General features: G+C 66.9%; 18 protein-coding genes. 4 read left to right on the top strand and 14 right to left on the bottom strand.

All coding sequences use genetic code 11. From position 1 onward, the window contains the following. Positions 1-200: 200 nt before the first annotated feature. From argA to HOP59_RS01035, 3 genes are all read right to left on the bottom strand, one after another. Complete coding sequence (argA, locus tag HOP59_RS01045; protein WP_234252461.1) at positions 201-1,514, bottom strand: amino-acid N-acetyltransferase; 1,314 nt, start codon at positions 1,512-1,514, stop codon at positions 201-203. Positions 1,515-1,678: 164 nt separating this feature from the next. Then, positions 1,679-2,944 (bottom strand): inorganic phosphate transporter, encoded by a 1,266-nt coding sequence (locus tag HOP59_RS01040; RefSeq protein WP_010630042.1) that lies wholly within the window; start codon positions 2,942-2,944, stop codon positions 1,679-1,681. Positions 2,945-3,010: 66 nt separating this feature from the next. Then, on the bottom strand, positions 3,011-3,691 hold the full coding sequence (locus HOP59_RS01035) for a TIGR00153 family protein (protein ID WP_234252460.1): 681 nt from the start codon (positions 3,689-3,691) through the stop codon (positions 3,011-3,013). Positions 3,692-3,837: 146 nt separating this feature from the next. On the opposite strand from HOP59_RS01035, the gene HOP59_RS01030 reads away from it, so the two are divergent. Next, the gene (locus HOP59_RS01030) at positions 3,838-4,680 is read left to right on the top strand and encodes a CYTH domain-containing protein (RefSeq protein ID WP_234252459.1); all 843 of its coding nucleotides are present in this window, start codon (positions 3,838-3,840) and stop codon (positions 4,678-4,680) included. 55 nt (positions 4,681-4,735) lie between these two features. Further along, positions 4,736-5,605 (top strand): ion transporter, encoded by an 870-nt coding sequence (locus tag HOP59_RS01025; RefSeq protein WP_234252458.1) that lies wholly within the window; start codon positions 4,736-4,738, stop codon positions 5,603-5,605. A gap of 19 nt (positions 5,606-5,624) precedes the next feature. Here HOP59_RS01025 and HOP59_RS01020 read toward each other — a convergent pair whose 3' ends face one another. After that, complete coding sequence (locus tag HOP59_RS01020) at positions 5,625-6,248, bottom strand: L-threonylcarbamoyladenylate synthase (protein ID WP_234252457.1); 624 nt, start codon at positions 6,246-6,248, stop codon at positions 5,625-5,627. 69 nt (positions 6,249-6,317) lie between these two features. Further along, positions 6,318-7,244: a PHP domain-containing protein gene (locus HOP59_RS01015; RefSeq protein ID WP_422675710.1), complete on the bottom strand. Its 927-nt coding sequence runs from the start codon at positions 7,242-7,244 to the stop codon at positions 6,318-6,320. Between the two features lie 113 nt (positions 7,245-7,357). On the opposite strand from HOP59_RS01015, the gene HOP59_RS01010 reads away from it, so the two are divergent. Both HOP59_RS01010 and mnmC read left to right on the top strand, forming a co-directional pair. Beyond that, entirely contained in the window at positions 7,358-7,657 is a 300-nt protein-coding gene (locus tag HOP59_RS01010; protein ID WP_234252455.1) for a YciI family protein, read from the top strand. Positions 7,658-7,851: 194 nt separating this feature from the next. After that, positions 7,852-9,870, top strand: a complete 2,019-nt coding sequence (gene mnmC / locus HOP59_RS01005; RefSeq protein ID WP_267965823.1) for a bifunctional tRNA (5-methylaminomethyl-2-thiouridine)(34)-methyltransferase MnmC2/FAD-dependent 5-carboxymethylaminomethyl-2-thiouridine(34) oxidoreductase MnmC1 — start codon at positions 7,852-7,854, stop codon at positions 9,868-9,870. 27 nt (positions 9,871-9,897) lie between these two features. Here mnmC and HOP59_RS01000 read toward each other — a convergent pair whose 3' ends face one another. The 9 genes from HOP59_RS01000 to HOP59_RS00960 form a co-directional block, all read right to left on the bottom strand. Continuing rightward, the gene (locus HOP59_RS01000) at positions 9,898-12,507 is read right to left on the bottom strand and encodes a putative bifunctional diguanylate cyclase/phosphodiesterase (protein ID WP_234252453.1); all 2,610 of its coding nucleotides are present in this window, start codon (positions 12,505-12,507) and stop codon (positions 9,898-9,900) included. 154 nt (positions 12,508-12,661) lie between these two features. After that, complete coding sequence (locus HOP59_RS00995; protein WP_010630056.1) at positions 12,662-12,931, bottom strand: YheU family protein; 270 nt, start codon at positions 12,929-12,931, stop codon at positions 12,662-12,664. Further along, positions 12,928-14,991 carry an NAD-dependent DNA ligase LigA gene (ligA, locus tag HOP59_RS00990; RefSeq protein ID WP_234252451.1) on the bottom strand — a complete coding sequence of 688 codons (2,064 nt, stop codon included), beginning with the start codon at positions 14,989-14,991 and terminating at the stop codon, positions 12,928-12,930. The genes HOP59_RS00995 and ligA overlap by 4 nt, the downstream gene beginning before the upstream one ends. Before the next feature lie 103 nt (positions 14,992-15,094). After that, the gene (gene zipA, locus HOP59_RS00985) at positions 15,095-16,933 is read right to left on the bottom strand and encodes a cell division protein ZipA (protein WP_234252450.1); all 1,839 of its coding nucleotides are present in this window, start codon (positions 16,931-16,933) and stop codon (positions 15,095-15,097) included. Between the two features lie 226 nt (positions 16,934-17,159). Next, positions 17,160-20,654, bottom strand: a complete 3,495-nt coding sequence (gene smc, locus HOP59_RS00980; RefSeq protein ID WP_234252449.1) for a chromosome segregation protein SMC — start codon at positions 20,652-20,654, stop codon at positions 17,160-17,162. A gap of 4 nt (positions 20,655-20,658) precedes the next feature. Further along, positions 20,659-21,885 carry a c-type cytochrome biogenesis protein CcmI gene (gene ccmI / locus HOP59_RS00975; protein ID WP_234252448.1) on the bottom strand — a complete coding sequence of 409 codons (1,227 nt, stop codon included), beginning with the start codon at positions 21,883-21,885 and terminating at the stop codon, positions 20,659-20,661. Next, positions 21,882-22,355, bottom strand: coding sequence for a cytochrome c-type biogenesis protein (locus HOP59_RS00970; protein ID WP_234252446.1), 474 nt, complete (start codon positions 22,353-22,355; stop codon positions 21,882-21,884). Before HOP59_RS00970 ends, ccmI begins: the two co-directional genes overlap by 4 nt. Beyond that, positions 22,346-22,876 (bottom strand): DsbE family thiol:disulfide interchange protein, encoded by a 531-nt coding sequence (locus HOP59_RS00965; RefSeq protein ID WP_234252445.1) that lies wholly within the window; start codon positions 22,874-22,876, stop codon positions 22,346-22,348. The genes HOP59_RS00970 and HOP59_RS00965 overlap by 10 nt, the downstream gene beginning before the upstream one ends. Further along, positions 22,873-24,897, bottom strand: coding sequence for a heme lyase CcmF/NrfE family subunit (locus tag HOP59_RS00960; protein WP_276574309.1), 2,025 nt, complete (start codon positions 24,895-24,897; stop codon positions 22,873-22,875). The genes HOP59_RS00965 and HOP59_RS00960 overlap by 4 nt, the downstream gene beginning before the upstream one ends. Positions 24,898-24,904 lie beyond the last annotated feature (7 nt).

Raw genomic sequence — 24,904 nt, 5'->3', positions numbered from 1 at the left:
CTCGGCGAGAAAAACAGGGTAAAACCGGCCCGGCAGGCCTGCATTTCGTCACCGTTTGGCGACACCAATTCACATGGCGCCACGAAAGCAATTTAAAAACATGAAGTTATAGCGTAGCCTTTTTGAGACAAGATTATCGATGACGTTGCCACAGAGCGACAGCCGCCGCCCGGAGTGCTGAATCCGGGCGGCGGCAGGCCTCACACCAACGATTTGACGAGGATCTTAGACTTGCGCGCGTGGTTGTAGGTATCGCGCTTGAGCGTCGGCAGCGACTCGATGTCCGAGGGCCTGAAGCCGTGCTCGACGAACCAGTGGGCGGTGTGGGTGGTGAGCACGAACAGCGACGCCAGCCCCAGCCGGCGTGCGCGCCGTTCGATACCCGACAGCAGCAGCGAACCGCGCGCGCCGCCGCGGTAGCCGACATGGATCGCCAGGCAAGCCAGCTCGCCCATCTCGGCCTCGGCGAAGCGGTGCAGCGCCGCGCAGCCGATGATCATGCCGTCGCGCTCGATCACCAGATAGTCGTCGATCTCGTGCTCGAGGCGCTCCCGCGAACGCGGTACCAGCATGCCCCGCCGCTCCAGCGGCTCGAGCAGTTCCAGCAGGCCGCCAATGTCGCCAAGCTCCGCCGGACGCAGCTGCTCGTAGCGGTGCCGGGTGATCATGGTGCCCACCCCGTCGCGGGTGAACAGCTCGCCGAGCAGGGCGTCGTGGTCGTGCCAGGAGAGCAGATGCGTACGTGCCACGCCGTGCCGGGCCGCGGCACAGGCGGCGGCGATATGGCGCGCCTGCTCGCTGCCGGGCTCGGAATGGTTCAGCAGCGGCTCGGCTTCATCGGGGCTGAGCTGACGTTGCAGGGCGCCGTTCTCGTCGTAGAGCCCGGGCGCCTCGCCCATCAGGATCAGTTTGTCGGCAGCCAGCGCCATGGCCGCATGCTGGGCCACCTCGGCGGCATCCAGATCGAACACCTCACCGGTGCTGGAGAAGCCCAGCGGCGGCAGCAGCACCAGCGAGCCGCGGTCGAGCAGCCCCTGCACCGCCGAGACCCGCACCCGGCGCACCTCGCCGCTGTGGTCGTAGTCAATGCCTTCGCGCACGCCCAGCGGCTTGGCCATCACCAGATTGCCCGAGACCGCAGTGAGCTCGACCCCGTGCAGCGGCGTGTTGGGCAGGCCCAGCGACAGCCGTGCCTCCAGCCACAGCCGCTGCTCGGCGGCGACCCGTTCGACACAGGCCATGATCGCCTCGTCGGCGACCCAGCGCCCGTCGTGGCGCCGCGGCACGATACCCGCCTCGTTCAGCGCCTGCTCCACCTGGGGGCGAATGCCGAACACCACCACCAGCCGCACCCCCAGGGTGTGCAGCAGCGCCAGGTCCTGGATCAGCTGCTCGCCTCGGCCTCGCGCCATGGCCTCGCCCTCGATCAGGATCACGAAGGTTCGGCCCCGATGCGCATTGATATAGGGGGAGGAATTGCGGAACCAGTCGACGAAGGGGAAACGAGTGTCCAAGGCCGCTCTCCGGCAGCAAGTGAAAAAGAAGGGTGTATCGGCTTTGACTATATCAGGCGACGAAAACGGCGGCACCATCAAGGGAAGACTGCACAAATGCCTGCGCTTCCCAAGGTGCCGCCTAGTATGAGCAACTCTGATCTAGCTGCGAGCGCAGCAGTCAATCAGCCGAATATGCCCTTGAACATGAAGAAGAACATGATTGCCAGGCCCGCCCCGGCTGGCAGGGTGATCAGCCACGACATCACGATGGTGCCGATCACGCGCAGGTTGAGCGCCGCCATGCCGCGGGCCAGACCCACGCCGAGCACCGCCCCGACCAGGGTGTGGGTGGTGGAAATCGGCAGCCCCGTGCCCGAAGCAAGCACCACGGTGGTGGCGGCGGCCAGGGTGGCGGCAAAGCCACGGCTGGGAGTCAGCTCGGTGATGCCGGTGCCCACCGTGGCAATCACCTTGTGGCCGTAGGTGACCAGCCCCGCGACGATGCCGCCGCCGCCAAGCACCAGCACCCACCAGGGCACCAGCGCAGCGGTGTCGATCACGCCGTCGCTGCGAACCACGCTGATCACCGCCGCCAGCGGGCCGACGGCGTTGGCCACGTCGTTGGAACCGTGGGCAAAGGCCATGGCACAGGCGGTGAAGATCATCAGCACGCCGAATACGCGCTCGACGCTGCCGTAGCCGAACTGATCGCCGATGCGCCGCTCATGCTTCACGCGGTTCTCCATGACGATGCCGATGCCCATGATGCCGATACCCAGCAGCACCGAGAGCATGAAGCTCTGGCCGAAGGTGAAGTCGAGCCCCACGTGGGTCAGGCCCTTGGTCAGAGTGACCATGGAGACGATGAAGCCGACCAGGAAGATGTAGAACGGCACGGTGCGCTTGGCCGCGGCGAAGGGGTCCTTGGCCTCGAAGATCAGATGCTGCACCGACTTGAACAGCAGGAAGGAGATAGCGCCCGCCAGCAGCGGCGAGACGACCCAGCTCGAGGCGATGGTACCGACCCGGTTCCAGGCCACGGCCTCCATGCCCAGCCCCACCGCACCGAAGCCGACGATGGCACCGACGATGGAGTGGGTGGTGGAGACCGGCCAGCCCTTGGCCGAGGCGATCAGCAGCCACAGAGCGGCGGCCAGCAGCGCCGAGAGCATGCCGTAGACGAGCAACTCCGGATTGGCCTGGAGCAGTTCGGGGTCGACGATGCCGCCGCGAATGGTCGCGGTGACCTCGCCGCCGGCAAGCCAGGCGCCGAGGAATTCGAAGATGACGGCGATGACGATCGCCTGACGGATGGTGATGGCCTTGGAGCCCACCGAGGTACCCATGGCGTTGGCGACGTCGTTGGCGCCGACGCCCCAGGCCATGAAGAAGCCGAAGAGGCAGGCCAGGATGATGAAGATTTCACCGTGCTGCGCAATGATCGACATAGGGGTTTGGTTCCTATGTGGCTGTCGGGTTATGGGCACACCGTGCCGGGGTCGCCGGGCGGTGTCCTACCGGGCAGTGAGAATCTGCAGGCGGCTGCCGACGCGTTCGGCACGGTCGGAGAGTTCCCCGACCCAATCGATGATCTTGTAGAGGAAGACCACGTCCACCGGCTTGAGCCGATCCTCGAGATCGAACAGCAACCGGCGAATGGAGATCTGCTGGTTGTCGGCCTGCTGCTCGAGAATGTGCAGCTCGCGGATCATGTTGAGCATCACGTCGGAAGCATGACGGCCGAAGCCCGATTCGAGCAGATCCTGGAGCTCCTCGAGGGCCTGGCGTGCCTGAGCGACGCAGGCTACGGCGGTGTGCATGTAGTCGCGCATGGGCTGGGCCAGCTCGGCGGGTACCTGCATGCGGCGCCCCAGCATGATGCCGGTGATGTCGCGCACCTTGTTGGCGATCTTGTCCTGTACGGTGATCAGATCGAGCAGATCGGTGCGGGAGACGGGCAGGAACATGGTGTTGGGCAGGTTGAGCCGCAGCTCGGTCTTGAGGCGGTCGGCCTCGTGCTCCAGCTCGGTGATGGTCTCGCGGATCTTGGCGGCCTCTTCCCAATCGCCCGTGAGCGAGGCCTCGAAGAACGGCAGCAACTGGTCGGCACACTCGTTGGCCTTGCCGATATGAGCCAGAAGAGGCTGGAACGGCGAACGGCCGAACATCGCCGAAAACGGGTTGGGTTTGACCATGTCTAGGATGCGCTTGTGAAATGGCGGCGCCAGTATAAAGAATGGCACCCTGTCACGTCATGGAAATATTTCCGTCACACGATATGCCCGTCGCACCCGGGCGCGCCTTGAAACGAAGAGCAGTCACACGACGAGCAGGAAACCGCATGAGTCACGAAATCGAGATGAAGCTGGCACTGGGCGAGACGGGGCCCGAGCGGCTGCTTGCGCATCCGCTGTTGCGCAACGGCGTGGACGGCGCCCAGCGCCTGGCCAACACCTACTACGATACGCCTGAGGGAGAGCTGGAGGCGACGCGGGTGGCACTGCGCCTGCGCCGACGCAACGACAGCTGGGTGCAGACCCTGAAGACCAGCGGCGAAGGCAGCGGCGGGTTCAGCCGGCGCCGGGAGTGGGAGTGGCCGGTAGCGGGTGACGCGCTCGATCTGGTCGGGCTGGCCGGGCTGCCGCCCTTCGCCGAGCGGGGCGGCGATATTCTGGAGCGGCTAGAGCCGCGCTTCACCACCGACTTCGAGCGTCGCCTGTGGCGCCTGGAGCTGGCCGAGGCCAGCATCGAGGTGGCGCTGGACCAAGGCGAAATTCGCGCCGCCGGACGGCGGGTGCCGATCCGCGAGCTGGAGCTGGAACTCAAGGACGGCGACCCTCAGGCGCTGTGGCAGCTGGCGCAGGCCCTGGCCGAGAGCGTGCCGCTGCGCCCCGCCGATGCCAGCAAGGCGGTACGCGGCAGTGCCCTGCTGTCGGGCCGCTGGACGCTGCCGGCCGGTACGGCTCCCGGCGAGCGGCTGCATCGCGCCCTGCTGGCATTGGACGCCTACGACGACACCGGCGAGGATGAGTGGAAGCACACGGCCAGAGAGGCGCTCCAGGCGCTGGCCGACACCGGCGAGAGCGAAGCCGGGCAGCTGGCCACCCTGCTGGAGCGCCCCGACTGGCTCGAGCGGGGCTTCGGCCGCCTGGCGCTGCGGCTGGCACACCGGCTGGCGGCCTGACACCCGCGCACGGGGCCGCGACGACTGGATCGGCAAACAGAACAGGGGAGAGCGCATGAGCGAACCGTTTCGCCCAGCCGGCGAGGGCGTGCGAACGCGCCTGTTTCAGATCATCTTCGAATCGGATACGCCGCTGGCCAAGGGTTTCGATATCGTCCTGATCGCGATGATCCTGACCAGTGTGCTGGTGGTGATGCTGGACAGCGTCGAGCGCTTCGGGGCGGTATATGGCGGGCTCTTCTACTGGCTGGAGTGGGGCTTCACCCTCGTCTTCACCATCGAGCTGCTGGTGCGCATCTACATCCTCGACAAGCCAATGCGCTACCTGCGCAGTTTCTACGGCATCATCGATGTGGTAGCCATCCTGCCGACCTGGCTGATGCTGCTGTTCCCCGGCACCCAGACCCTGGTGATCGTGCGCCTGCTGCGCGTGCTGCGTATCTTCCGCGTGCTGCGCCTGATGCAGTTCGTCGGCGAAGGGCGCCTGCTGGTGGAGGCGCTGAAGAACAGCGTGCACCAGATCTTCCTGTTCCTGTTCACCGTACTGCTGCTGGTTACCCTGTTCGCCGCGCTGGTCTACATGATCGAGCCCGCGGAAGCCGGCTTCACCAGCATTCCGATGTCGATCTACTGGGCCATCGTCACCCTGACCACGGTAGGCTACGGCGATATCGTGCCGGTAACGCCGCTCGGCCAGGCGATCTCCACCCTGGTGATGCTGATCGGCTACTCGATCATCGCCGTACCCACCGGGGTGTTCTCCGCCGAGGTGATCCGCTCGATCCGCGCCGACCGCTACTCCGACCAGGCCTGTCCCGGCTGCGGCCACGACCGCCACGAGAAACGCGCGCGCTACTGCCTCAAATGCGGCACCTGGCTGGACGAGGAGACACCCGACCCCAACAACCGGGCGTCTGAAACATGATGGCTCGCGTTGCCGAGGCTCAACCGCCGAATGGCGCCAGGTCGCCGCGCCCCTCACGCAAAATGGTGGGCGGCAGCTCGCGCAGATCGATCACGCTGGTGGCCTCGAGATGGCAGGCGCCGCCGTCGATGATCAGGTCGAGCTGGTTGATGTAGCGATCGCGGATCTCCTCCGGGTCGGTCATCGGCAGCTCCTCGCCCACCGGGATCAGCGTCACGCTCATCAGCGGCTCGCCCAGGGCTTCGAGCAACGCATGGGTGATGCGGTGGTCGGGCACGCGCACGCCGATGGAGCGCCGCTTGGGGTGGAGCAACAAACGCGGTACCTCGGAGGTGGCGTTGAGGATGAAGGTGTATGCCCCCGGGGTGTTGGCCTTGAGCAGGCGGAACACGCTGTTGTCGACCTTGGCGTAGGTGCCGATGTCGGAGAGGTCGGAGCACACCAGGGTGAAGTTGTGCTTGTCATCCAGCGAGCGCAGCCGCTTGATCCTCTCGATCGCCTTCTTGTCGCCCAGGTGGCAGCCCAGAGCGTAACCGGAGTCGGTGGGATAGGCGATCACCCCGCCCTGGCGAACGATCTGCACCGCCTGGTCGATCAGGCGCTTCTGCGGATTCTCGGGGTGGATCTGGAAGAACTGGCTCATGGTCGATTCCCTGCTGTATTCGATTATTGCTGCCCACTACGCTTCTTGACTAGCGCTTCTTGCTGCCCACTATAGCGCGCCGGCGGTCGGCTCGTCGCAGTCGGCGATGAAGCCGGCCAGCCGCGGATGCGTCCATACCGGCGGCACCGCGGTGCGCGGCACAGGGCTCATGCTGCCCGGCGCCAGATGCCCGCCGGGAAAATGGAAGTCGCTGCCCAGCGAGGCGTAGAGCTCCCGCTCGGCCAACTGGCGCGCCAGGTCGCGGGTGACGTCGGCATTCTGGAAGCCGCTGATCAGCTCTGCCGCCTGCCCGCCCGCCGCAGCAAAGTCATCCAGCAGCTGGCCGCGCTTGCGCCGGGTCAGCCCGTAGCGCAGCGGATGCGCCAGCACCGCCACGCCGCCGGCGGCCACCACCCAGCCCACCACATCGGCCAGCGCCGGCCAGTGCGCCTTGACGTCTCCGGCCTTGCCGCTGCCCAGATGCTTGCGAAAGGCAGTGGCCACGTCGGGCACCAGGCCTGCCGCGACCAGCGCACGGGCGAAGTCGGGTCGCCCCAGAGGCCGGTGGGGGCCGGCCTGCTCGCGGGCGCGGGTCAGGGCGTTGTCGAGCCCCAGCTTCTCCATGCGCTGCGCAATGACCGCCGCGCGGGCCTCACGGGCCTCGACCTGGGCGTCGAGCCCTGCGGCCAGCGCACCGTGGGCGCCCTGGGGCAGCAGCGCCACCACGTGAATGCCGATTCCCTGCCAGCGGGTGGAGAGTTCGGATGCCGGCAGTAGACACACGCCAAGGCGCTTGGCCGCCGCAGCGGCCTCGCTCACCCCGGCCACGGTGTCGTGATCGGTCAACGCCATCAGCGTCACGCCGCGCTCGGCGCACAGGGCGACCACATCGGCGGGGGCCAGGGCGCCGTCAGAGGCGGTGGAGTGCATGTGCAGATCGACCCCGAGCGGGCCGGGGTCGCCGGCAAAATGCTCGGGTAGGGGGGGCATTGGCATGACGCAGGCAGGCAACTTTGTCAAAATGATGGCCCATGGTGCGCGTCCGACGACAGTCGGTCAACGCACGGTTGGAGTCCGCGGTGATACCGCTCGACCGAGGAAACGCTGCGATGCTGTACGCAATCATCAGTGAAGACGTGAAGAACAGCCTGGAGCGCCGACTGGCTGCCCGCCCCGACCACCTGGCCCGGCTGGAAAAGCTGCGCGATGAGGGCCGCCTGGTGCTGGCCGGACCGCATCCCGCCGTAGACGCCGAAGACCCCGGCGAAGCCGGCTTCACCGGTAGCCTGGTGGTGGCCGAGTTCGACAGCCTGGAGACCGCCAAGGCCTGGGCCGACGCCGACCCCTACATGATTGCCGGGGTCTACGCCAAGGTGACCGTCAAGCCGTACAAGAAGGTACTCCCCTAACCCGCCCCTCGACCTGCCGGTTATCCACAGAGACTTTGCTCACAGCTTCTGTGGATAACGCTGTTGAAACGCCGCGGATGGCTCTCTGAATTCGCCATGCCACGCCGCCGCGGCGACAACGGTCAATTTTTGAGCAGCCTGTTCGTGTAGAGTTCGTGCTTTCGTTCTGACCCGCGCTGGAGAAGTCCGTGTCCCTGCCCCATGCCTCGCTGCCGCCGCTGGCCGCGCTCGAGCCTGCCAGTCTCGACTGGCAGCATGACGAGAACGGCGAAAGCACCCCGCTCTCGACCTGCTTCGACGACGTCTACTTCTCGCGCCACGATGGCCGGGCGGAGACCGAGCATGTCTTCATTCAGGGTAACGACCTGCCGCGGCGCCTGGCCGCCTGGCAGGAGCGGCGTCCCTTCATCATCGGCGAGACCGGCTTCGGCACCGGGCTCAACATGCTCTGCGCCTGGGCATGCTTCGACGCCCACGCCCCGGCCGGGGCCCGCCTGCACCTGATTTCCACCGAGCGCTTCCCGCTGCGCCGCGACGACCTGGCGCGTGCGCTTGCGGCCTGGCCGGACCTGGCGGAACGCGCCGAGCGGCTGGTACGCCAGTGGCCCGAAGCGGTGGCCGGCGTGCATCGGCTGTGGCTCGACGAGCGGGTGACGCTGGATCTGCACTTCGGCGATGCCAGCGAACGCCTGGCCCTGCTCGAAGGCAAGGTGGATGCCTGGTTCCTGGACGGCTTCGCGCCGGCCAAGAACCCGGAGATGTGGCGCCCGGAGCTGTTCGCCGCCATGGCCGCCCGCTCACGCCCGGGGGCGAGTTTCGCCACCTTCACCTGCGCCGGAGTGGTCAAGCGCGGGCTGGCCGCCGCCGGGTTTGCCTGGCGCAAGGTGCCGGGATTCGGCCGCAAGCGCGAGATGCTCAGCGGCGAGATCGCTTCGCCGCTCGCCGATGAGCGCCGCGCCCACACGCCCTGGTTCAGCCCGCCGCCGGCGCTTCCGCCGCGCCACGTGGCGGTGATCGGCGCCGGCATTGCCGGCGCCAGCACCGCCGCCGCCCTGGCCCGGCGTGGCATCGAGGTCACCCTGATCGACCGCTTCGAGCGCGCCGAGCTGGGCACCACGCACCTGCAAGGGGCGCTCTACGTCAAGCTCGCCGTGGAGACCAACCTACAGAGCCGCACCTATCTGGCCGGCCTGTTGCACAGCCGCCGCTGGCTGGCCGAGCTCGACCCCAAGCAGGCTCTGTGGCGGCCCAGCGGCGTGCTGCAGCTGGCCCTGGACGACAAGGAGCGCGCGCGCCAGGCGCGCTTTCTGGCCAACCACCCGCTGCCGCCAAGCGTGGTGCGCGGGCTCGACGCCGAAGAGGCCAGCGCCGTCGCCGGCATCCGCCTCGAGGCAGCGGCGCTGGACTACCCCAACGCCGCCTGGGTCAAACCGCTGGAGCTGTGCATAAGGCTGGCCGCCACGCCCGGCATCAGCTTCCGGCGCGGTGAAGTGACAGCGCTGCATAGCGGCGAGAGCGACGAGAGCGGCTGGACCCTGACCCTGGCCAATGGCGAGCGTATCGACGCCGACCAGGTGGTGATCGCCACCGCCAGCGAAGCGGCCCGCTTCGAACAGAGCCGCGCCCTGCCGCTGCAACCGGTGCGCGGCCAGGTCAGTCAACTGGCGTTGCCCGAAGGCGCTCCTGCGTTGGGCCGGGTGGTATGCGCCGGCGGCTACGTACCGCCTGCAGAGGATGGGGTACTCAACTTCGGTGCCACTTTCGGCCCCGGCGAGACCGACATGAGCGAGCGCGAGGCCGACCACGCCGCCAACCTGGCGGAGCTCGAGCGGGGGCTGCCGCACTTCGTGGCGGCGCTGCGCGAGGCCGGCGCCGAGCTTTCGCCCGAGCGGCTCACCGGCCGCGTGGGGGTACGCGCGGCCAGCCCCGACAAGTCGCCCTATTGTGGCCCACTGCCCGACGTCGAAGCCTGGCGCGAGGATTACGCCGTGCTGGCCAAGGACGCCACCCGGGTGCCCGACGTGCCCGGCCGCTACCACCCAGGGCTGTGGATCAGTGCCGCCCATGGCTCACGCGGCATGGCCAGCGCCCCGCTGTGCGCCGAGCTGCTTGCCTCGCGCCTGTGCGACGAGCCGCTGCCGCTGGAGTGGCCGCTGGTGGATCACCTGCACCCGGGGCGACGAATCATCCGCGATCTGGTTCAGGGCAAGTAGCCGCTGTCAGCCGGGCCAGGCACAAGCCTACTCGATGGCAAGGACCTGCCGACGGCTGACGAAGTATGGCCCCGGCCGCCCCAGGTGGTAGCCCTGGCCGAAGTCGATACCCAGCGCCTCGACGGCGGCCAGCACCTCTTCGTCCTCGATGAACTCGGCGATGGTGCTCACGCCGAGGCTCTGGGCCAGAGTCACGATGCTCTTGACGAAGGCCATGTACTTCTCGTCGCTGAGCATGTTGCGGATGAATTCGCCCTCGATCTTGATCACGTCGATGGGGAACTGCTTGAGGTAGCGGAACGAGGAGTAGCCCGAGCCGAAGTCGTCGATGGCGAAATTGAAGCCCTCCAGCTTGAGGTCGAGCACGAACTTCTCCAGCAGCTTTAGGTTGCTCACCGTCTCGCGCTCGGTGAGTTCGAAGACGATGCGCTCCGGCAGGATGTCGTAGTCGATGGCCAACTGGTGAATACGACCAATGAACTCGCCGATGATCAGCGACTTGGGTGACAGGTTGATGAACAGCATGCCCTCGTAGCCCTGCTCGCGGACCTGGGCGAAGGCCTTCTCGATCAGCTGATAGTCCATCTTGTGGATCACGCCGATGCTCTCGGCGATGTCGATGAACTCGCCGGCCGGCACCAGACGGTCGTCGAGCTGAATGCGCATCAGCAGCTCGTGGATGTTTACCTCACCGGTGCGCACGTCGGCGATGGGCTGGAAGTAGGGCACGATGCGCTGCTCTTCCAGCGCGCTGAGCACCATCTGGTTCTTCTCGCCGACCTCCTTGAATACCGCCGCCACCTCCTCCTGCTCCGGCAGGGCCACGCAGTTCTTACCCTTGCGCTTGGCCTTGTACATCATGTTGTCGGCCATCAGGAAAAGGTCGTGGGGATTGCCGGCGTGGTTGGGGTAGCAGGCGATGCCGATCGAGGTGGTGGCCCGCACCGTGCTGCCGTCGGGAGCGGTGAGCACCTGGGCGGAGAGATTGCTGGCGATGCGCAGCGCCACCGAGTAGGCCTGCTCCTCCTCGGTCTGCGGCAGGATCACGGTGAACTCGTCGCCGCCGTAGCGGGCCAGGAAATCCCCCGGCCGGATGGAGTGGGCGAGGGTGTCGGCCACGGCGTGGAGGAACTGGTCGCCGAAGGCGTGGCCGTGCCGGTCGTTGACCGTCTTGAAGTTGTCCAGATCGAGCATCAGCAGGCTGAAGTGATCCTGGTGACGCGTCGCCCGGCCTACCTCATAAGTCAGCATATCCTTGAAAATGCGCTGGTTGTGCAGGTTGGTCAGCGGATCGCGGGTGGCGTAGAACTCCAGGTCCTGGGTGTACTTGTAGATCGCCTTGACCGAGCCCACCAGGTTGAGCAGCGTCGACAGGATGCCGTCGATGACGATGTGGCGGATCGGGTCCTGGGCCAGATCCGACTGCACGCCGATGCCGACGATACCGCCGATCTTGGGCGCCTCGAGCAGCAGCGACTTGGTCTGCAGGCGAATGTCCTCCGGCGTGAGGTCGGCCAGTGCCTCGTTTTCTGCCGAGCTCATCACGGTGTGGTGGGAGACCTTGAGGATGATGCAGGCGGGCTGGCCCTCGTGCTTGCCTTCGAGCAGTTGGGTCAGCAGCGCTTCGAAGGTCGCCCGGGTCTCCGGCGCCACCTCGCGGTACCAGAACACCTCCAGTTCGTAACCCTCGTCCTCCACCTGGAAGATGGTCACCAGGGTGTGGGCCTGGATGATGGTGTTGATGTCCGCCAGCAGCTCCTTGATGAACTCACGCCAGTCACGCACTACCTCGGAGGTGATGATGAACTTGCTCAGCAGGCGGATCTCGAACTCGAGGATGTCCTTGTCCACCGCCACGTTCCTGAGCCGGCCTACCAGCGCATTGACTTGCTGCATGGCCTCGTTGAGCTCCTGGAAGCCTACGTCACGCTCGCTGAGGTTAAGGTTGCGGAAGTCGGCCACGGAATTGACCGCCGCCAGGCGCCTGCGAAACTGTCTTAGGGTGGCTTCGATACGCTCGGCGAACAGCTTCGAGATGCCCAGCGCCAGCATCAGGACCATCAGTGCGGCAACGATGAACATGGCCAGGTAGTTGAAGCGCATCTCGCGGCTGATCGGTGCCAGATCGTGCTGAATGTCGATCACGCCGAGCACTTCGCCGGCTGCCGCGTACTGCTCGCAGGCCAGGCACTCGGCGCGGGCCACCAACGGCATGATGCGTCGCACGGTGCCGTTCTCGCGCCACACCCGCTCGCCCCCGGCAGCCAGCGCCGAGCGGATGACGATGTCCATCTCCGGCTGGTCGATGTCGTCGTGGCGCTCCGCGACCCCGTCGCCCCAGTAGAACGTGAAGCGGTAACCGGAGGCTTCGTGAGCCAGCCGGGCCTCCTCGATGAAGGTTTCCATCTGCTCCCGGTTCCAACCCTGGCGCATCACCTGCTGCATGGCGCTATAGCTCTGCCGCGCCAGGGTTTCCGAGGTCTGCTCAGCCTGGCGTGCCAGGATGTTCTCGTAGAGCAGCGAGGAGGCCAGGGTGACTCCGATGAAGACCGTCAGCGAAGCGGAGACAATCGCCACCAGCACGAACCCTTGCAGGGTCTTGAGGCAGGCGAACAGGGCACGGGCGCGAGTCAGCATCTCGATCTCTATGAACAGGACAGACGGTGCCGAGCCTCGACCCTGAGTCGCCGGCGGATACGAACGAATAGAGGGGTATTTTCTGCATATTAGGCGTCGTGAAGTTTGACTTGGGTCAACTTTCTCCGACGTCCCGTCCTGGAGATGGTCGAACCTAGCCCTCTTCCTCGTCGTCGGCCAGATCGCGGCCGAAGGCGCGCCACTGGGCCAGCGTCATCACCTCGGTGGTCTCGGTCTGCAGGTCGTGGGCAATGAGTAGCTCGCCGCGCTCCAACTGGCGCTTGAGCTCGGCGACCCAGCCGCGCATGCCCTCGCCGGTGTCGGTGGTGTCGTAGCCCTGACGGGTGACGAAGGCCTCCAGCAGGGCATCGAGGGTCTCCCCCGGCAGCATGCGATAGGGCACCTCGATGAAACGGCCGCTCATGACGGCTCTCCTTCACTGCCCGGCGCGCCCTCGCCGCGCTCCCAGGCCGCCAGCCGTTCGAGGAAGGCGGCCTCGTCGAGCACCTCGACGCCCAGCTCCTGCGCCTTGGCCAACTTGCTGCCGGCGGCCTCGCCGGCCACCACGCCGGTGGTCTTCTTGGATACGCTGCCGGCCACCTTGGCCCCCAGCGCCTGCAGGCGCTCCTTGCCTTCGTCGCGGGTCATGCTCTCCAGGCTGCCGGTGAGTACCCAGGTCTGCCCCGCCAGCGGCTGGGGCCGCTCGCCGATGGTTTCCTCGGCCCAGCTCACGCCCAGCTCGCGCAGGGCCTCGATGGTCTCGCGGTTGTGTTCCTGACGGAAGAAGGTGTGCACGTGAGCCGCCACCACCGGACCGACGTCCTCCACCGCTTCGAGATCGGCCTGCTCGGCCTCCATGAGCGCATCCAGGGTGCCGAAGTGGCGCGCCAGATTGGCCGCCGTGGCCTCGCCCACCTCGCGGATACCGAGGGCGAAGATGAAGCGCGGCAGGGTGGTGCTCTTGGCCTTCTCCAGCGCAGCCACCAGCTTCTCGGAGGATTTCTGCGCCATGCGCGGAAGCGTTGCAAGATCCTCGGCCTTGAGCCGGAACAGATCGGCAGGCGTCTTGACCCAATCGAGTTCGACCAGCTGGTCGATCAGCTTTTCGCCCAGGCCGTCGATATCCATGGCCCGGCGCGAGGCGAAGTACTTGAGTGCCTCCTTTCGCTGAGCGGCGCAGTAGAGCCCACCGGAGCAGCGCGCTACCACCTCGCCCTCCAGCCGCTCGACCTCGGAGTCGCACACCGGGCAGCGCTCGGGGAAGACGATCTCCCGGGCGTCGGCGGGGCGCCGCTCGGGCAGCACGCGCACCACCTGAGGTATGACATCGCCGGCACGGCGGATCACCACGCTGTCGCCGATCTTGACGTCGAGGCGGGCGATCTCGTCGGCGTTGTGCAGGCTGGCATTGGAGACGGTGACCCCAGCCACCGAGACCGGCTCGAGTCGCGCCACCGGCGTGATCGCGCCGGTGCGCCCGACCTGGAACTCGACGTCGTTGAGCCGGGTGGTCTCCTCCTGGGCGGGGAACTTGAACGCCGTGGCCCAGCGCGGCGCCCGGGCGACGAAGCCCAGCTCGCGCTGGAGACGTAGGTCATCGACCTTGATCACCGCCCCGTCGATATCGTAACCGAGGCTGTCGCGCCGCTCGCCCAGCCGGCGGCAGTAGTCGACCACTCCCTGGCTGCCGCTGACCACTTCCAGCAGGCTGCTGGTACGAAAGCCGAACGCCTTGAGGTGCGCCATCAGCTCGCTGTGGCTGGCATCGCCCTGTGTCGGTTCGATACGCGCCACCTGGTAGGCGCTGAACTCCAACGGTCGCTTGGCGGTGAGTTCGGGATCGAGCTGACGCAGGCTGCCTGCCGCGGCGTTGCGCGGGTTGGCGAACACCTTGCCATCCTCTTCCCGGGCGCGCTCGTTGAGCCGCTCGAAGCCCGCATGACTCATGATCACCTCGCCGCGCACCTCGAGCAGCTCGGGAGCGTCGCCGCGCAGCTTGAGCGGGATCGAACGCAGCGTGCGCAGGTTGGAGGTGATGCCCTCGCCGGTGCGCCCGTCGCCCCGGGTCGCGCCGCTGATCAGCACACCGCGCTCGTAGACCAGCGACACGGCGGCGCCATCGAGCTTGGGCTCGCAGCAGAAGCGGATCGTCTCGGGGTCGGCTTCCAGCCGCTCGGCCACTCGCTTGACGAAGGCTTCGAGCTCCTCTTCGTTCAAGGCGTTGTCCAGCGACAGCATGGGCACGGCGTGCTCGACCTCGGGGAAGCCGGCGTCCGGCGGCGCCCCCACCCGTTGGGTCGGCGAGTCCGGCGTCACCAGCTCGGGGTGCGCCTGCTCCAGCTCCTGCAGGCGGCGCAGTTTGCGGTCGTACTCGGCGTCGGTGAGGTGCGGCTCATCGAGCACGTAGTAGCGATAGTTGGCGTCATCGAGCTCGGCGCGCAGCTTGGCGACTTCGCCGAGGATCTTCTGGTCGGGCTGGCTCATGCGTCTCTTGGGTCTCGAAAGGTGGCTCGCCGCCCCTGAACACGACAACCCCGTGATCGCTCACGGGGTTGTCGGCGGGTGCGGCATGGCACGCGAACTGGCGTCAGTTCACCTGATAGCGATTGAGTCGATTGCGGCGCTCGAACTCCTGCACGCGCTGGCGGGCGAACTCCACGGTCTGCGCGGTCATCACGCTGTGGTTCTCGTCCTTCAGCTCGCCGCCCAGGTTGCGCACGATGACCATGGCGGTCTCGACCATCGCTTCGAAGGCTGCGGCGGTATCCAGCGCACCGGGCAGCGGCATCAGCAGCGTGATGCCCGGGGTGCGGAATTCGTCCATCGCCTCGATGGGGAAGGTGCCCGGCTTGAGCACGTTGACCATCGAGAACTGCAGCTCGCTGTCGGGGTCCTCGGTCTCGAAGCGGTGGAAGATGCCCATGTCGCTGCTGTAGCGCAGGCCGCAAGCCAGCATCAGGTTGAGCAGCGCCTCGCCGGAGAAGCCCTCTTCGTCCCGCGACAGCACGCTGATGACGATGATCTCGTCGGCGTGGCTCAAGGTCTCGCGAGCGCGCTCGGCGTTGACGTTGTGACGCAGCGCCCGGGCCAGGGTCGGGTGGGCGCGTACCACGTCGTCATCGTCGTTGATGGCGTCGCTCGACAGGCTGGGTTCGGCCCGCTCGGCGTAATGGGCTGGCTCGGCATACGGCTCGGCGTAGTCAGCCGGCGCGGCATAGGTCGCCTCAACATGCCGCTCGCCACGCGCACGCGGCGGTGCGAACAGCGGATCGTCGTCGTCGGCAAGCTCGATGGCTTCGGCTTCCAGGCGGCGCAGCTCGGCCTCCCGGGCGGCCTGGGCCTCGGCGGCCTCGCGCCGTTGCTGAGCCTCGCGAGCGGCCTTCTCGGCACGCTCCTGCTCGCGGCGCGCCCGCTCCTCGCGCTTCTGCTCGCGGCGCTTGGCAAGCCGCTGCTGCATGGAAACGCCGAAGCGGTGCATCGATTCGCCCACGCGGCGTGAGCCGCTCTTGATCGAGTTACCCATGCCTTCGAGATCGACCAGCCGGTAGCGCTCGTCCTCATCGTGATGAAGGTCGTGATCGTCAGGATCGGCGGCAAGCGGTTCAGATTCGGCGCTGACCGAAGCCGACTCGAGAACGGGCTCGTCGTCATCCAGGGCGGAAAGCGTCGGCTCCCGGCGCTCCTCGCTTTCCTCCACGGTCGGCCTTTCCACCACGGTGGGCTTGGCAGCGACGGTTTCGGAAGCCTGGGGTTGGGAAGCTTGGGCTTGAGAAGCCTGGGATTCGGCATCGGCCGGTTCGGACACAGGCGCTTTCGCCGCGGACGCAGCAGCGGGTGCCTCTTCGGCCCGGCTCGGCGTGGGGGCGACCGATGGCTCCTGCTGCTGAACCTGCACCCGCTCGGCCTGACCTAGGTCGAGCTCGGGCTCGGCCCGCTTTATGCTCACCTCGGGCTGGGCGCTCACCTCGGGCTGAGGCGCGCGTTCGGATGCCGTCTGAGCCTCGGATGACCGAGCCTCGCTAGCCGCCGTGTCGGACGCCCGAATAGCAGAAGCCACCGGGCGCGAGGCGTCGGTGGCACTGGCAGCGGGATAGGCCAGGTTCGGCGTGCCGGCCTTGGCGTCGCCGGGGGCCTCTCGGAAGCCGGACAGCACCCGAGATGGCCCAGGGTGCTCCTGGCGCTCCAGCTTGGGCTTCGACTTGACCTCCGAATAACTCGCAGGCCTGACGACCCGAGCACCGCCGTTGGGCAGTTCCCAGTTGTCATCGTCATCGGCTTCTGCCTGGCTGTCGACGTGGTTGTTGTTACCCCCTGCCTGGTCCAGGCGGGGCACTCGGCGCTGACGCTTAAGGCGACGCACGCCATCGATTACGATGAGCGTCACCAGGGCCAGCCCCAGAATGATCAGCCATTCTCTAAGTTCCATGGGTCGTCTTGCCTATCACTAGGGCGCCATGCCGGATGGATGTTCGTCAACAGCATAGCGCGATTGCCGAAAAAAAGGCCACTTTTTTTGTTTGTCAAGCCCTGGCATTATCGCTCGGGAGTCAAATCGTCCCCGCGCCTTTCCCTGTGAATTCGCCATTCTATTATGCGATATGACCATGTCGTGTCTTCTGATATCGCGTTTATCGCTCGCTTTCAAGTAATTTTCAAGCCTCGGCCAAGGCCGCAGCCTCTTCCACCCCAACGGCCACCAGGCGTGAGACGCCGGGTTCCTGCATGGTCACACCCATCAATCTTTCGGCCGCTTCCATGGCAATCTTGTTGTGGGTAATATAAATGAACTGTACCGACTCGGACATGTCTTTCACCAGTTTGGCATAGCGTCCTACATTGGCATCATCAAGTGGGGCATCTACTTCGTCGAGCATACAGAAGGGTGCCGGATTGAGTTGGAAGATGGCAAAGACAAGCGATAAAGCAGTCAGTGCCTTTTCCCCACCCGAGAGAAGATGAATGGTACTGTTCTTCTTGCCAGGTGGCCGTGCCATGATCGCCACCCCGGTATCGAGCAAATCCTCGCCGGTCAGCGTCAACCATGCGGTTCCACCACCGAAGACTCGCGGAAAAAGCGACTGTAGCCCCTGATTGACTCGCTCGAAGGTGTCGCGAAAACGTGTTCGGGTCTCCTGGTCGATGCGTCGAATCGCCCGCTCCAGGGTCTCCAGGGCCTCGTTGAGCTCGGCCTGCTGCGCTTCCAGATAATTGCGCCGTTCGGCCTGCTGGTCGTACTCCTCGATGGCCGCCAGGTTGATGGCGCCGAGGCGGCGGATGCGCTCGCCGACCTCTTCCAGGCGGGTCTGCCAGGCCGATTCGGTAGCATTGGGGTCGAGCCCCTCTTCAAGGATGGCGCTCTGATGGCCCAGCTCGGCGAGCTGTTCATCCTGGGTCTCGGCCTTCAGTGCCAGGGCCTGAACCTGCATGCGCGCCTCCTGCAGGCGCTCGCGGATGCCCTCCAGGTTGCGCTCGTGGCCCTGCCGCGCCAGCTCGCCCTCGCGCAGGCGCTCCACCAGCTCGGCGGCCTGTGCCTTGGCCTCGTTGAGCGAGCGCTCGTCGCCCTCGCGGCGATGCAGCAGTTCGTCGAGCTTCTCGCGCTGCTCCTCGTCGGGCTCACGCAGCTGTTCGAGGCTCTCGCTGAGCTCCTCGCAGCGCGCCAGCAGGCGCTCACGGGTATCGCCGCTGCGCCCCTGCTGCTCGTTGAGGCCGGCGCGCTCGGTCGAGAGACGCTGATGCTCCAGCGCCAGCTGCTGGGCACGCTCCTGCAAGGGGCGCTGCCGGGCACGCAGGGCTGCCAGCCGCTCGCGAGCCTCGCTGCGCGCCCGCTCCAGGCGCTCGCGCTGCTCGGCGCCCTCCTCCAGCCGGGCCATGGCCTGCTGCCAACGCTCGCGGGCCTCCTCGATGCTCAGCCGCGTCTCTTCACGGGTCTCATCGAGGCTCGCCAGCTCTTCGGCCAGCTCCCCGGCGCGACCTTGTAAATGCTCCAGCCGGCTGGCGAGACCGCTATCCTGCACCGCCAGCTGCTGCTGCTCGCCGGCCAGACGGCGCTCCTCCTGGCGAATGGCATCGAGATCGCGCTCAGCCTGCTCGGCGCGCTCGCGCTCGGCTTCGATGGCCTGATCGCGGGCGGCCAGACGGGTCTCGAGTTCGTCGAGCTCGGCCGCGGCCTCCTCTAAACGGCGCCGGCTAACCAGCAGTGCATCGGGGCCGGCACCCTGGCCGCGATGGCGTACCCAGTCGCGCCCCAGCCATAGCCCTTGGGGGGTGATCAGGCTTTCACCGGCGCCGAGCCTTTCACGCCCGGCCCAGGCTTGCTCGTCGCTCTCAACGCAGCGTATCGGGGCCAGCCAGGCCGCGGCGGCACCGGCGCCGCGCACCCGGGCGGCGAGGCTGTCAGAGCCGAATTCGAGCGCCACCTGGGGCGCCAGGGCGCCCAGCTCGGCGGGCGGTTCGGCACTCGCGGCGCGGAACGCTTCAGGGACGGCCAGGCGCGCCTTGAGCCAGGGCGCCAGTACCCAGGAGACGCTGGCCTCCCAGCCGGGGTCGACGTCGAGCGACTCGCCCAGGCGCGGCAGCTCGCCCAGCTCGTGGTCGGCCAGGTGTGCGGTGAGGGCCTCGTCGGGATCGGTGAGAGCGGCCTGGATCAGGGCCTCGAGGGAGGCCAGCTCGCCCTGCAGCGCACTGCGCCTGGCGCGTTCGGCCTCGCGCTCGCGCTCGAGGGTCGCCGCCGCTTCGCGGGCGGCGTCACGGCCGGCCTGTAGCTGCTCGCGGCGGGCTTCGACCTCTTCCTGAGCCAGATCGAATTCCGCCAGCCGCTCCTTCAACTCGTCGCGCCGGGCCATCAGCTCGGCCAGGTCGGGCAGCTCCTGCTGCTGCTGACGACGGCGCTGAACGTCGGCTTCGAGCCGCGCCAGACGGCTCTCCAGCTCGCGCAGGCGGTCCTGACTGCGTTCGGCCTCGCGGCTGGCCTCGCGCCAGCTTTCGCTGAAGGTCTCGAAGGCCTGCTCGGCCTCCTCGGCTGCGGGCTCGGCTTCCTCCAGCATCGCCTCCAGCTCGGCGAGCTGCTCGGCCACCTCTTCCTGCTCCGGCACCAGGGTTTCGAGACGCTCGTCGAGACGCATCAGGCGCTCGCGGTCGTGCTCGCCCAGGCGGTCGAGCTCGGTGAGCTCCTGGCGAGCGCTCTCCAGGTCGCGGGCCAGTTGCCCTTCACGGCTGCGGGCATGCTCCAGGTTCTGTTCCAGGCGAGCAATGGCGCCACTGGTCTCGAAGAAGCGCGCCTGGCGCGCCTCGAGGGTCTCGGCGAGGGCGTCGTGGCCGGCCCGCGCCTCCTCCAGGCGGGTCTCGCACTGGCGCAGGCCGAGGACCTCGCGCTCCACGGCGGTTTCCAGCTCGCCTACGCGGCGCTCCTCCTCGACCTGACGGGCACGCAGGGCACGACCGCGCAGCAACGCCAGCTCGCCCTTGAGGCGGAACTCCTCTTCCTTCAGGGATTGATAGCGACGCGCCGCCTCGGCCTGACGCCGGAGACGTTCGAGCTGCTTGTCGAGCTCGTCGCGAATGTCCTCGAGTCGCTCGAGGTTCTCGCGGGTGCGGCGCATGCGATTCTCGGTCTCGCGGCGGCGCTCCTTGTACTTGGAGATGCCGGCGGCCTCTTCGAGAGTGGCGCGCAGCTCCTCGGGGCGCGCCTCGATCAGCCGCGAGATCATGCCCTGGCCGATGATGGCGTAGGAGCGCGGGCCGAGACCGGTACCGAGGAACAGGTCGGCGATGTCGCGACGGCGGCACTTCTGGCCGTTGAAGAAGTAGCTAGACTGGCCGTCGCGGGTGACCAGGCGCTTCACCGCGATCTCGGCGTACTGGGCATAGAGGCCGCCCATGGTGCCATCGCTGTTGTCGAAGCGCAGCTCGATGGCGGCCTGCCCCACCGGCTTGCGCGCGGTGGAGCCGTTGAAGATGACGTCGGTCATCGATTCGCCGCGCAGGGTCTTGGCCGAGGATTCGCCCATGACCCAGCGCACGGCGTCGATGATGTTCGACTTGCCGCAGCCGTTGGGGCCGACGATGGCCGTCATGTTGCCATCGAAGGGCACCGTGACCGGGTCGACGAAGGATTTGAAACCGCTCAGGCGGATCGAGGTGAGTCGCATCCCGCTATTCTATGACACGGTCGATCACGACCTCCACGGGATCTCCTTCAACGTCACCAACTCTTACCCCTTCCAGGTCGCCGTACATGTCGCCGGTCTCCGGTGTGGCACCGCCGCTCTTGCTGACGCGCACCAGCAGGCGCACTTCGCTGACCTGAGACAGCGAGGCATCGGGCGACATGGCATGGCGGTCATCGATGATCAGCGTGGCCGGCAGATCGCCAAGGGTTACCCGGGCCACGGCCAGCGGCGGTAGCTCGCCCTCCATGTCGCGGGCGATGACGAACACGCGGGTGTCGTCGTCGAGCAGCCCCTGCAGGCGCTCCTCCAGGCTGACGCTGACGTGGATGCCGGGCCCCTGGGCCACGGCCTCCTGCTCATCCGGTGCCACCCCCATGCGCTGCTGGGCGATCTGGATGCCCTCGCGCAGCGCCTGGGCGGAGCTGGAGTCGGACATGCCGGCGATGGCCCGGCGCCAATGGTCCACGGCCTGCTCGTAGTCGCCGCGGTCGAAGGCGTGCACGCCCAGCATGCCGAAGATGGTCGGCTCGCTGGGGTTGAGCTGCTGGGTCTCTTCGATCAGCCCCTGCACCTCGTCGGTGAGAGTGCGATCGGCCATGAAGAACTTGAGCTGTGCCTTCTGCGCCAGCAGCGAGGCGGCACGCCCCTCGATGGCGATGAGGTTGTCCAGCGCGTGCAGTGCCGCCTCGCCCTGCCCCGAATCGCGATAGATCGGGTAGAGCGTGGCCCACACGTTGGGATTGCGCGGCTGGCTCTCGGCCTGCTGCTCGAGCCGCGCCAGCAGCGTGGGCAGCGAGTCGCTCTCCTGGAAGGCGTTGAACAGGGCGAGATCGCCCTCGGCGCCGTGCTGCTGATACCACAGCACACTGCCCACCACCACGGCCACCGCCACCAGCGGCACCACGAGACGACCGGCGGCCGGCACATGCAGCGGCCGGCGCACCAGCCCCTCGGTATCCTCGAGCAGGCTGCGGTCGAGGTCGAGACGGTCCTCTTCGAAACGCGCCTGGTCGATGTCGCCGCGCTCGAGCGCAGCTTCGAGCGACGCCAGGCGACGATGATAGATCGCCACGTTCTGCTCGGTGGACTTGTCGTTGGCTTCGAAGTCGCGCTGGGCATCATGCACCAGACGCGCCCGACGCAGCGGCGCCACCAGCAGCCACAGCGCGGGCAGCAGCAGGAGGGCAAAGGCTAGCCATAGCTGGATCATTCGGACCTCCCGCGGTTGATCAGGACCTCGAGGCGGGCGCGCTCTTCGGCGCTCAGCTCACGGGCAGAGGCGTTGCGCCGTGCGCGCACCACCAGCCCCACCAGTACGCCACCGGCCAGCACCAACCCGGCCGGCAGGCCCCAGAGCAGGAAGGTGCGCCCTTCCAGACGGGGGTTGTAAAGCACGTAGTTGCCGAAGCGCTCGACCATGTGGTCGCGGATCTCCATGTCGGCGCGGCCATCCATGAGCATCATGTAGACACGGTCGCGCATGTCGCGGGAGACCGGCGCATCGGAGTCGTTGATGGCCTGGTTCTCGCAGGTGGGACAGCGCAGCGAGGCGGTCAGACTGCGGTAGCGCTGCTCCATCACCGGGTCGTCGAATTCACGCACCTCGATGCCGCCAGCCTGAAGGGTGCCCACCATCAGCAGCGTCAGGATGCCGATGAGAGCCAATCGAATCACTGCCATTTCTGCACCTCCGGCAGGATGTATTCACGAACGTCACGGGCCGAGATGTAGCCGGTGTGGTGATAGCGGATGATGCCGTCACGGTCGACCAGGAAGGTCTCGGGGGCGCCATAGACGCCCAGCTCGAAGCCCAACTCGCCGTCCGGATCGAAGATGTTGACCTCGAAGGGGTTGCCGAAGTCCTGCAGGAAGCCGAGCCCCTTCTCGCGAGTATCCTTGTAGCTGATGCCCACCATGCGGATACCGCGGTCGGCCAGGTCGAGCAGCTGCGGCATCTCGCGTTTGCACTCCGGGCACCACTCGCCCCACACGTTGACCAGGGTGACTTCGCCGTTGGCCAGCAGCGAGCGGTCGACACGGCGTTCCGGGTCTTCCAGAGTGACCATGTCGAACACTGGGAAATCCCGCGCCATCAGTGCCGAATCGCGATGGAAGGGGTTAAGCGACAGGCCCTGATAGAGGAACACCGACAGCCCCAGGAAGCCGAGTAGCGGCAGCAGCAGGATCAGACGACGGGTCATGCGGTCGCCTCCTGTCGGTCGCCTTCCGGCTTGGCGCCTGAGCTGGCGGCGACATCTTCCGGGTCTGGCGCGGTGGCCAGGCGCCGGTAGCGCTTGTCGGCCACGGCCAGCACACCGCCAGCGGCCATCAGCAGACCACCCAGCCACAGCCAACGCACGAAGGGCTTGTACTGCACGCGCATGGCCCAGCTGTTGTCGCCGAGGTCCTCGCCCATGGCCACGTAGAGGTCACGGAAGAAGCCCGGACGCAGGGCCACCTGGGTCATGGGCATGCCGCGGGCGATGTAGAGGCGCTTCTCCGGGTTCATGGTGAAGCTGCGCCGGCTACCGTCGCGCTGCACCTCGATCACTGCCCGGTCGGCCAGGAAGTTGGGCCCGCGGCGGCTGGCGAGTTCGGTCATGGTGAAGGTGTAGCCGGCCACGCTGACGCTGTCGCCCACGCTCATGCGCACGTTGCGTTCGATGTTGTAGTTCGACACCACGGCCACACCGACGATGGTCACCGCCACGCCCAGATGGCCGAGCTGCATGCCCCAGTAGGCCAGCGACAGCTTCTTGAGTCCCGCGCCCACCGAGCTGGCGTGGCGGGTCTTGTCGTAGAGGTCGCGCAGCATCGGCAGCACGATCCACAGCGCGGCGATGATACCGATCGCCACCGGGGCGCTCCAGCGCTCGGCGAAGATCAACGGCAGCGCCATACCGAGCACTACCGCCACCGCGGCAGCGAGCCACAGACGCTGAATCAGCAGCTTGCTGCTGGTGTCCTTCCAGCGCGAGATCGGCCCCATGCCCATGAACACGCACATGAGTAGCGTCAGCGGCACGAACAGGGCGTTGAAATAGGGCGGGCCCACGCTGATCTTGCCCAGATTGAGGGCGTCGAGCAGCAGCGGATAGACGGTGCCCAGCAGCACGGTGACGGTCAGGATCACCAGCATGATGTTATTGATCAACAGCATGGCGTCGCGAGACAGCCAGCCGAAGCCCACCTTGTGGCTCACGCGCGGCGCGCGCAGGGCGAAGATCAGCAGCGACAGGCCCACGGTGATGCCCAGCAGCATCAGGATGAAGAAGCCGCGGGAAGGATCGTTGGCGAAGGCGTGCACCGAGGTCAGTACGCCGGAACGTACCAGGAAGGTGCCCAGCAGCGACAGCGAGAAGGTGGTGATCGCCAGCAGCAGGGTCCAGCTCTTGAACGAGCCGCGCTTCTCGGTCACCGCCAGCGAGTGCATCAGCGCGGTGCCGGTCAACCAGGGCAGCAGCGAGGCGTTCTCGACCGGATCCCAGAACCACCAGCCGCCCCAGCCCAGCTCGTAGTAGGCCCACCAGCTACCCAGCGCGATGCCAACGGTGAGGAAGGCCCAGGCCAGGTTGGTCCAGGGCCGTGCCCAGCGCGCCCAGGCGGCATCCAGGCGACCGCCGATCAACGCGGCGATGGCAAAGGCGAAGACCACCGAGAAGCCGACGTAGCCCATGTAGAGCATCGGCGGATGCAGGATCAAGCCGATGTCCTGCAACAGCGGGTTGAGGTCGGCGCCGTCCTGAGGCATCTGGGGCAGCAGGCGCTCGAAGGGGTTGGAGGTGACCAGGATGAACAGCAGGAAGCCGACGCAGACCATGCCCAGCACGCTGATGACCCGTGCCACCATGTCCCGCGGCAGTTCGCGGGAGTAGCGCACGGCGAAGTAGCCCCAGCCGGCCAGCATCAGGCTCCACAGCAGCACCGAGCCTTCATGGTTGCCCCATACGGCGCTGAACTTGTAGTACCAGGGCAGCATGGAGTTGGAGTTGTTGGCCACGTTGAGCACGCTGAAGTCGTCCAGCATGTAGCTGGCGGTCAGCGCGGCATAGGCGATGGCAACGAACAGGAACTGCCCGGCCGCCATGGGCCGGGCATAGGCCATCCACAGCGGCCGGCGCAGGGCGGCACCGGCCAGCGGCACCACCGATTGCACGATGGCGAACAGCAGTGCAATCACCAGGGCGAAGTGGCCGATTTCGGGAATCATCTGAATCTGCATGGAAACT

It is taken from the genome of Billgrantia aerodenitrificans (assembly GCF_021404405.1).
Taxonomy (GTDB): Bacteria; Pseudomonadota; Gammaproteobacteria; order Pseudomonadales; family Halomonadaceae; genus Halomonas; species Halomonas aerodenitrificans.
Note: the sequence above shows the minus strand (reverse complement) of the source record. Positions and strands in the feature narration are given on the sequence as shown.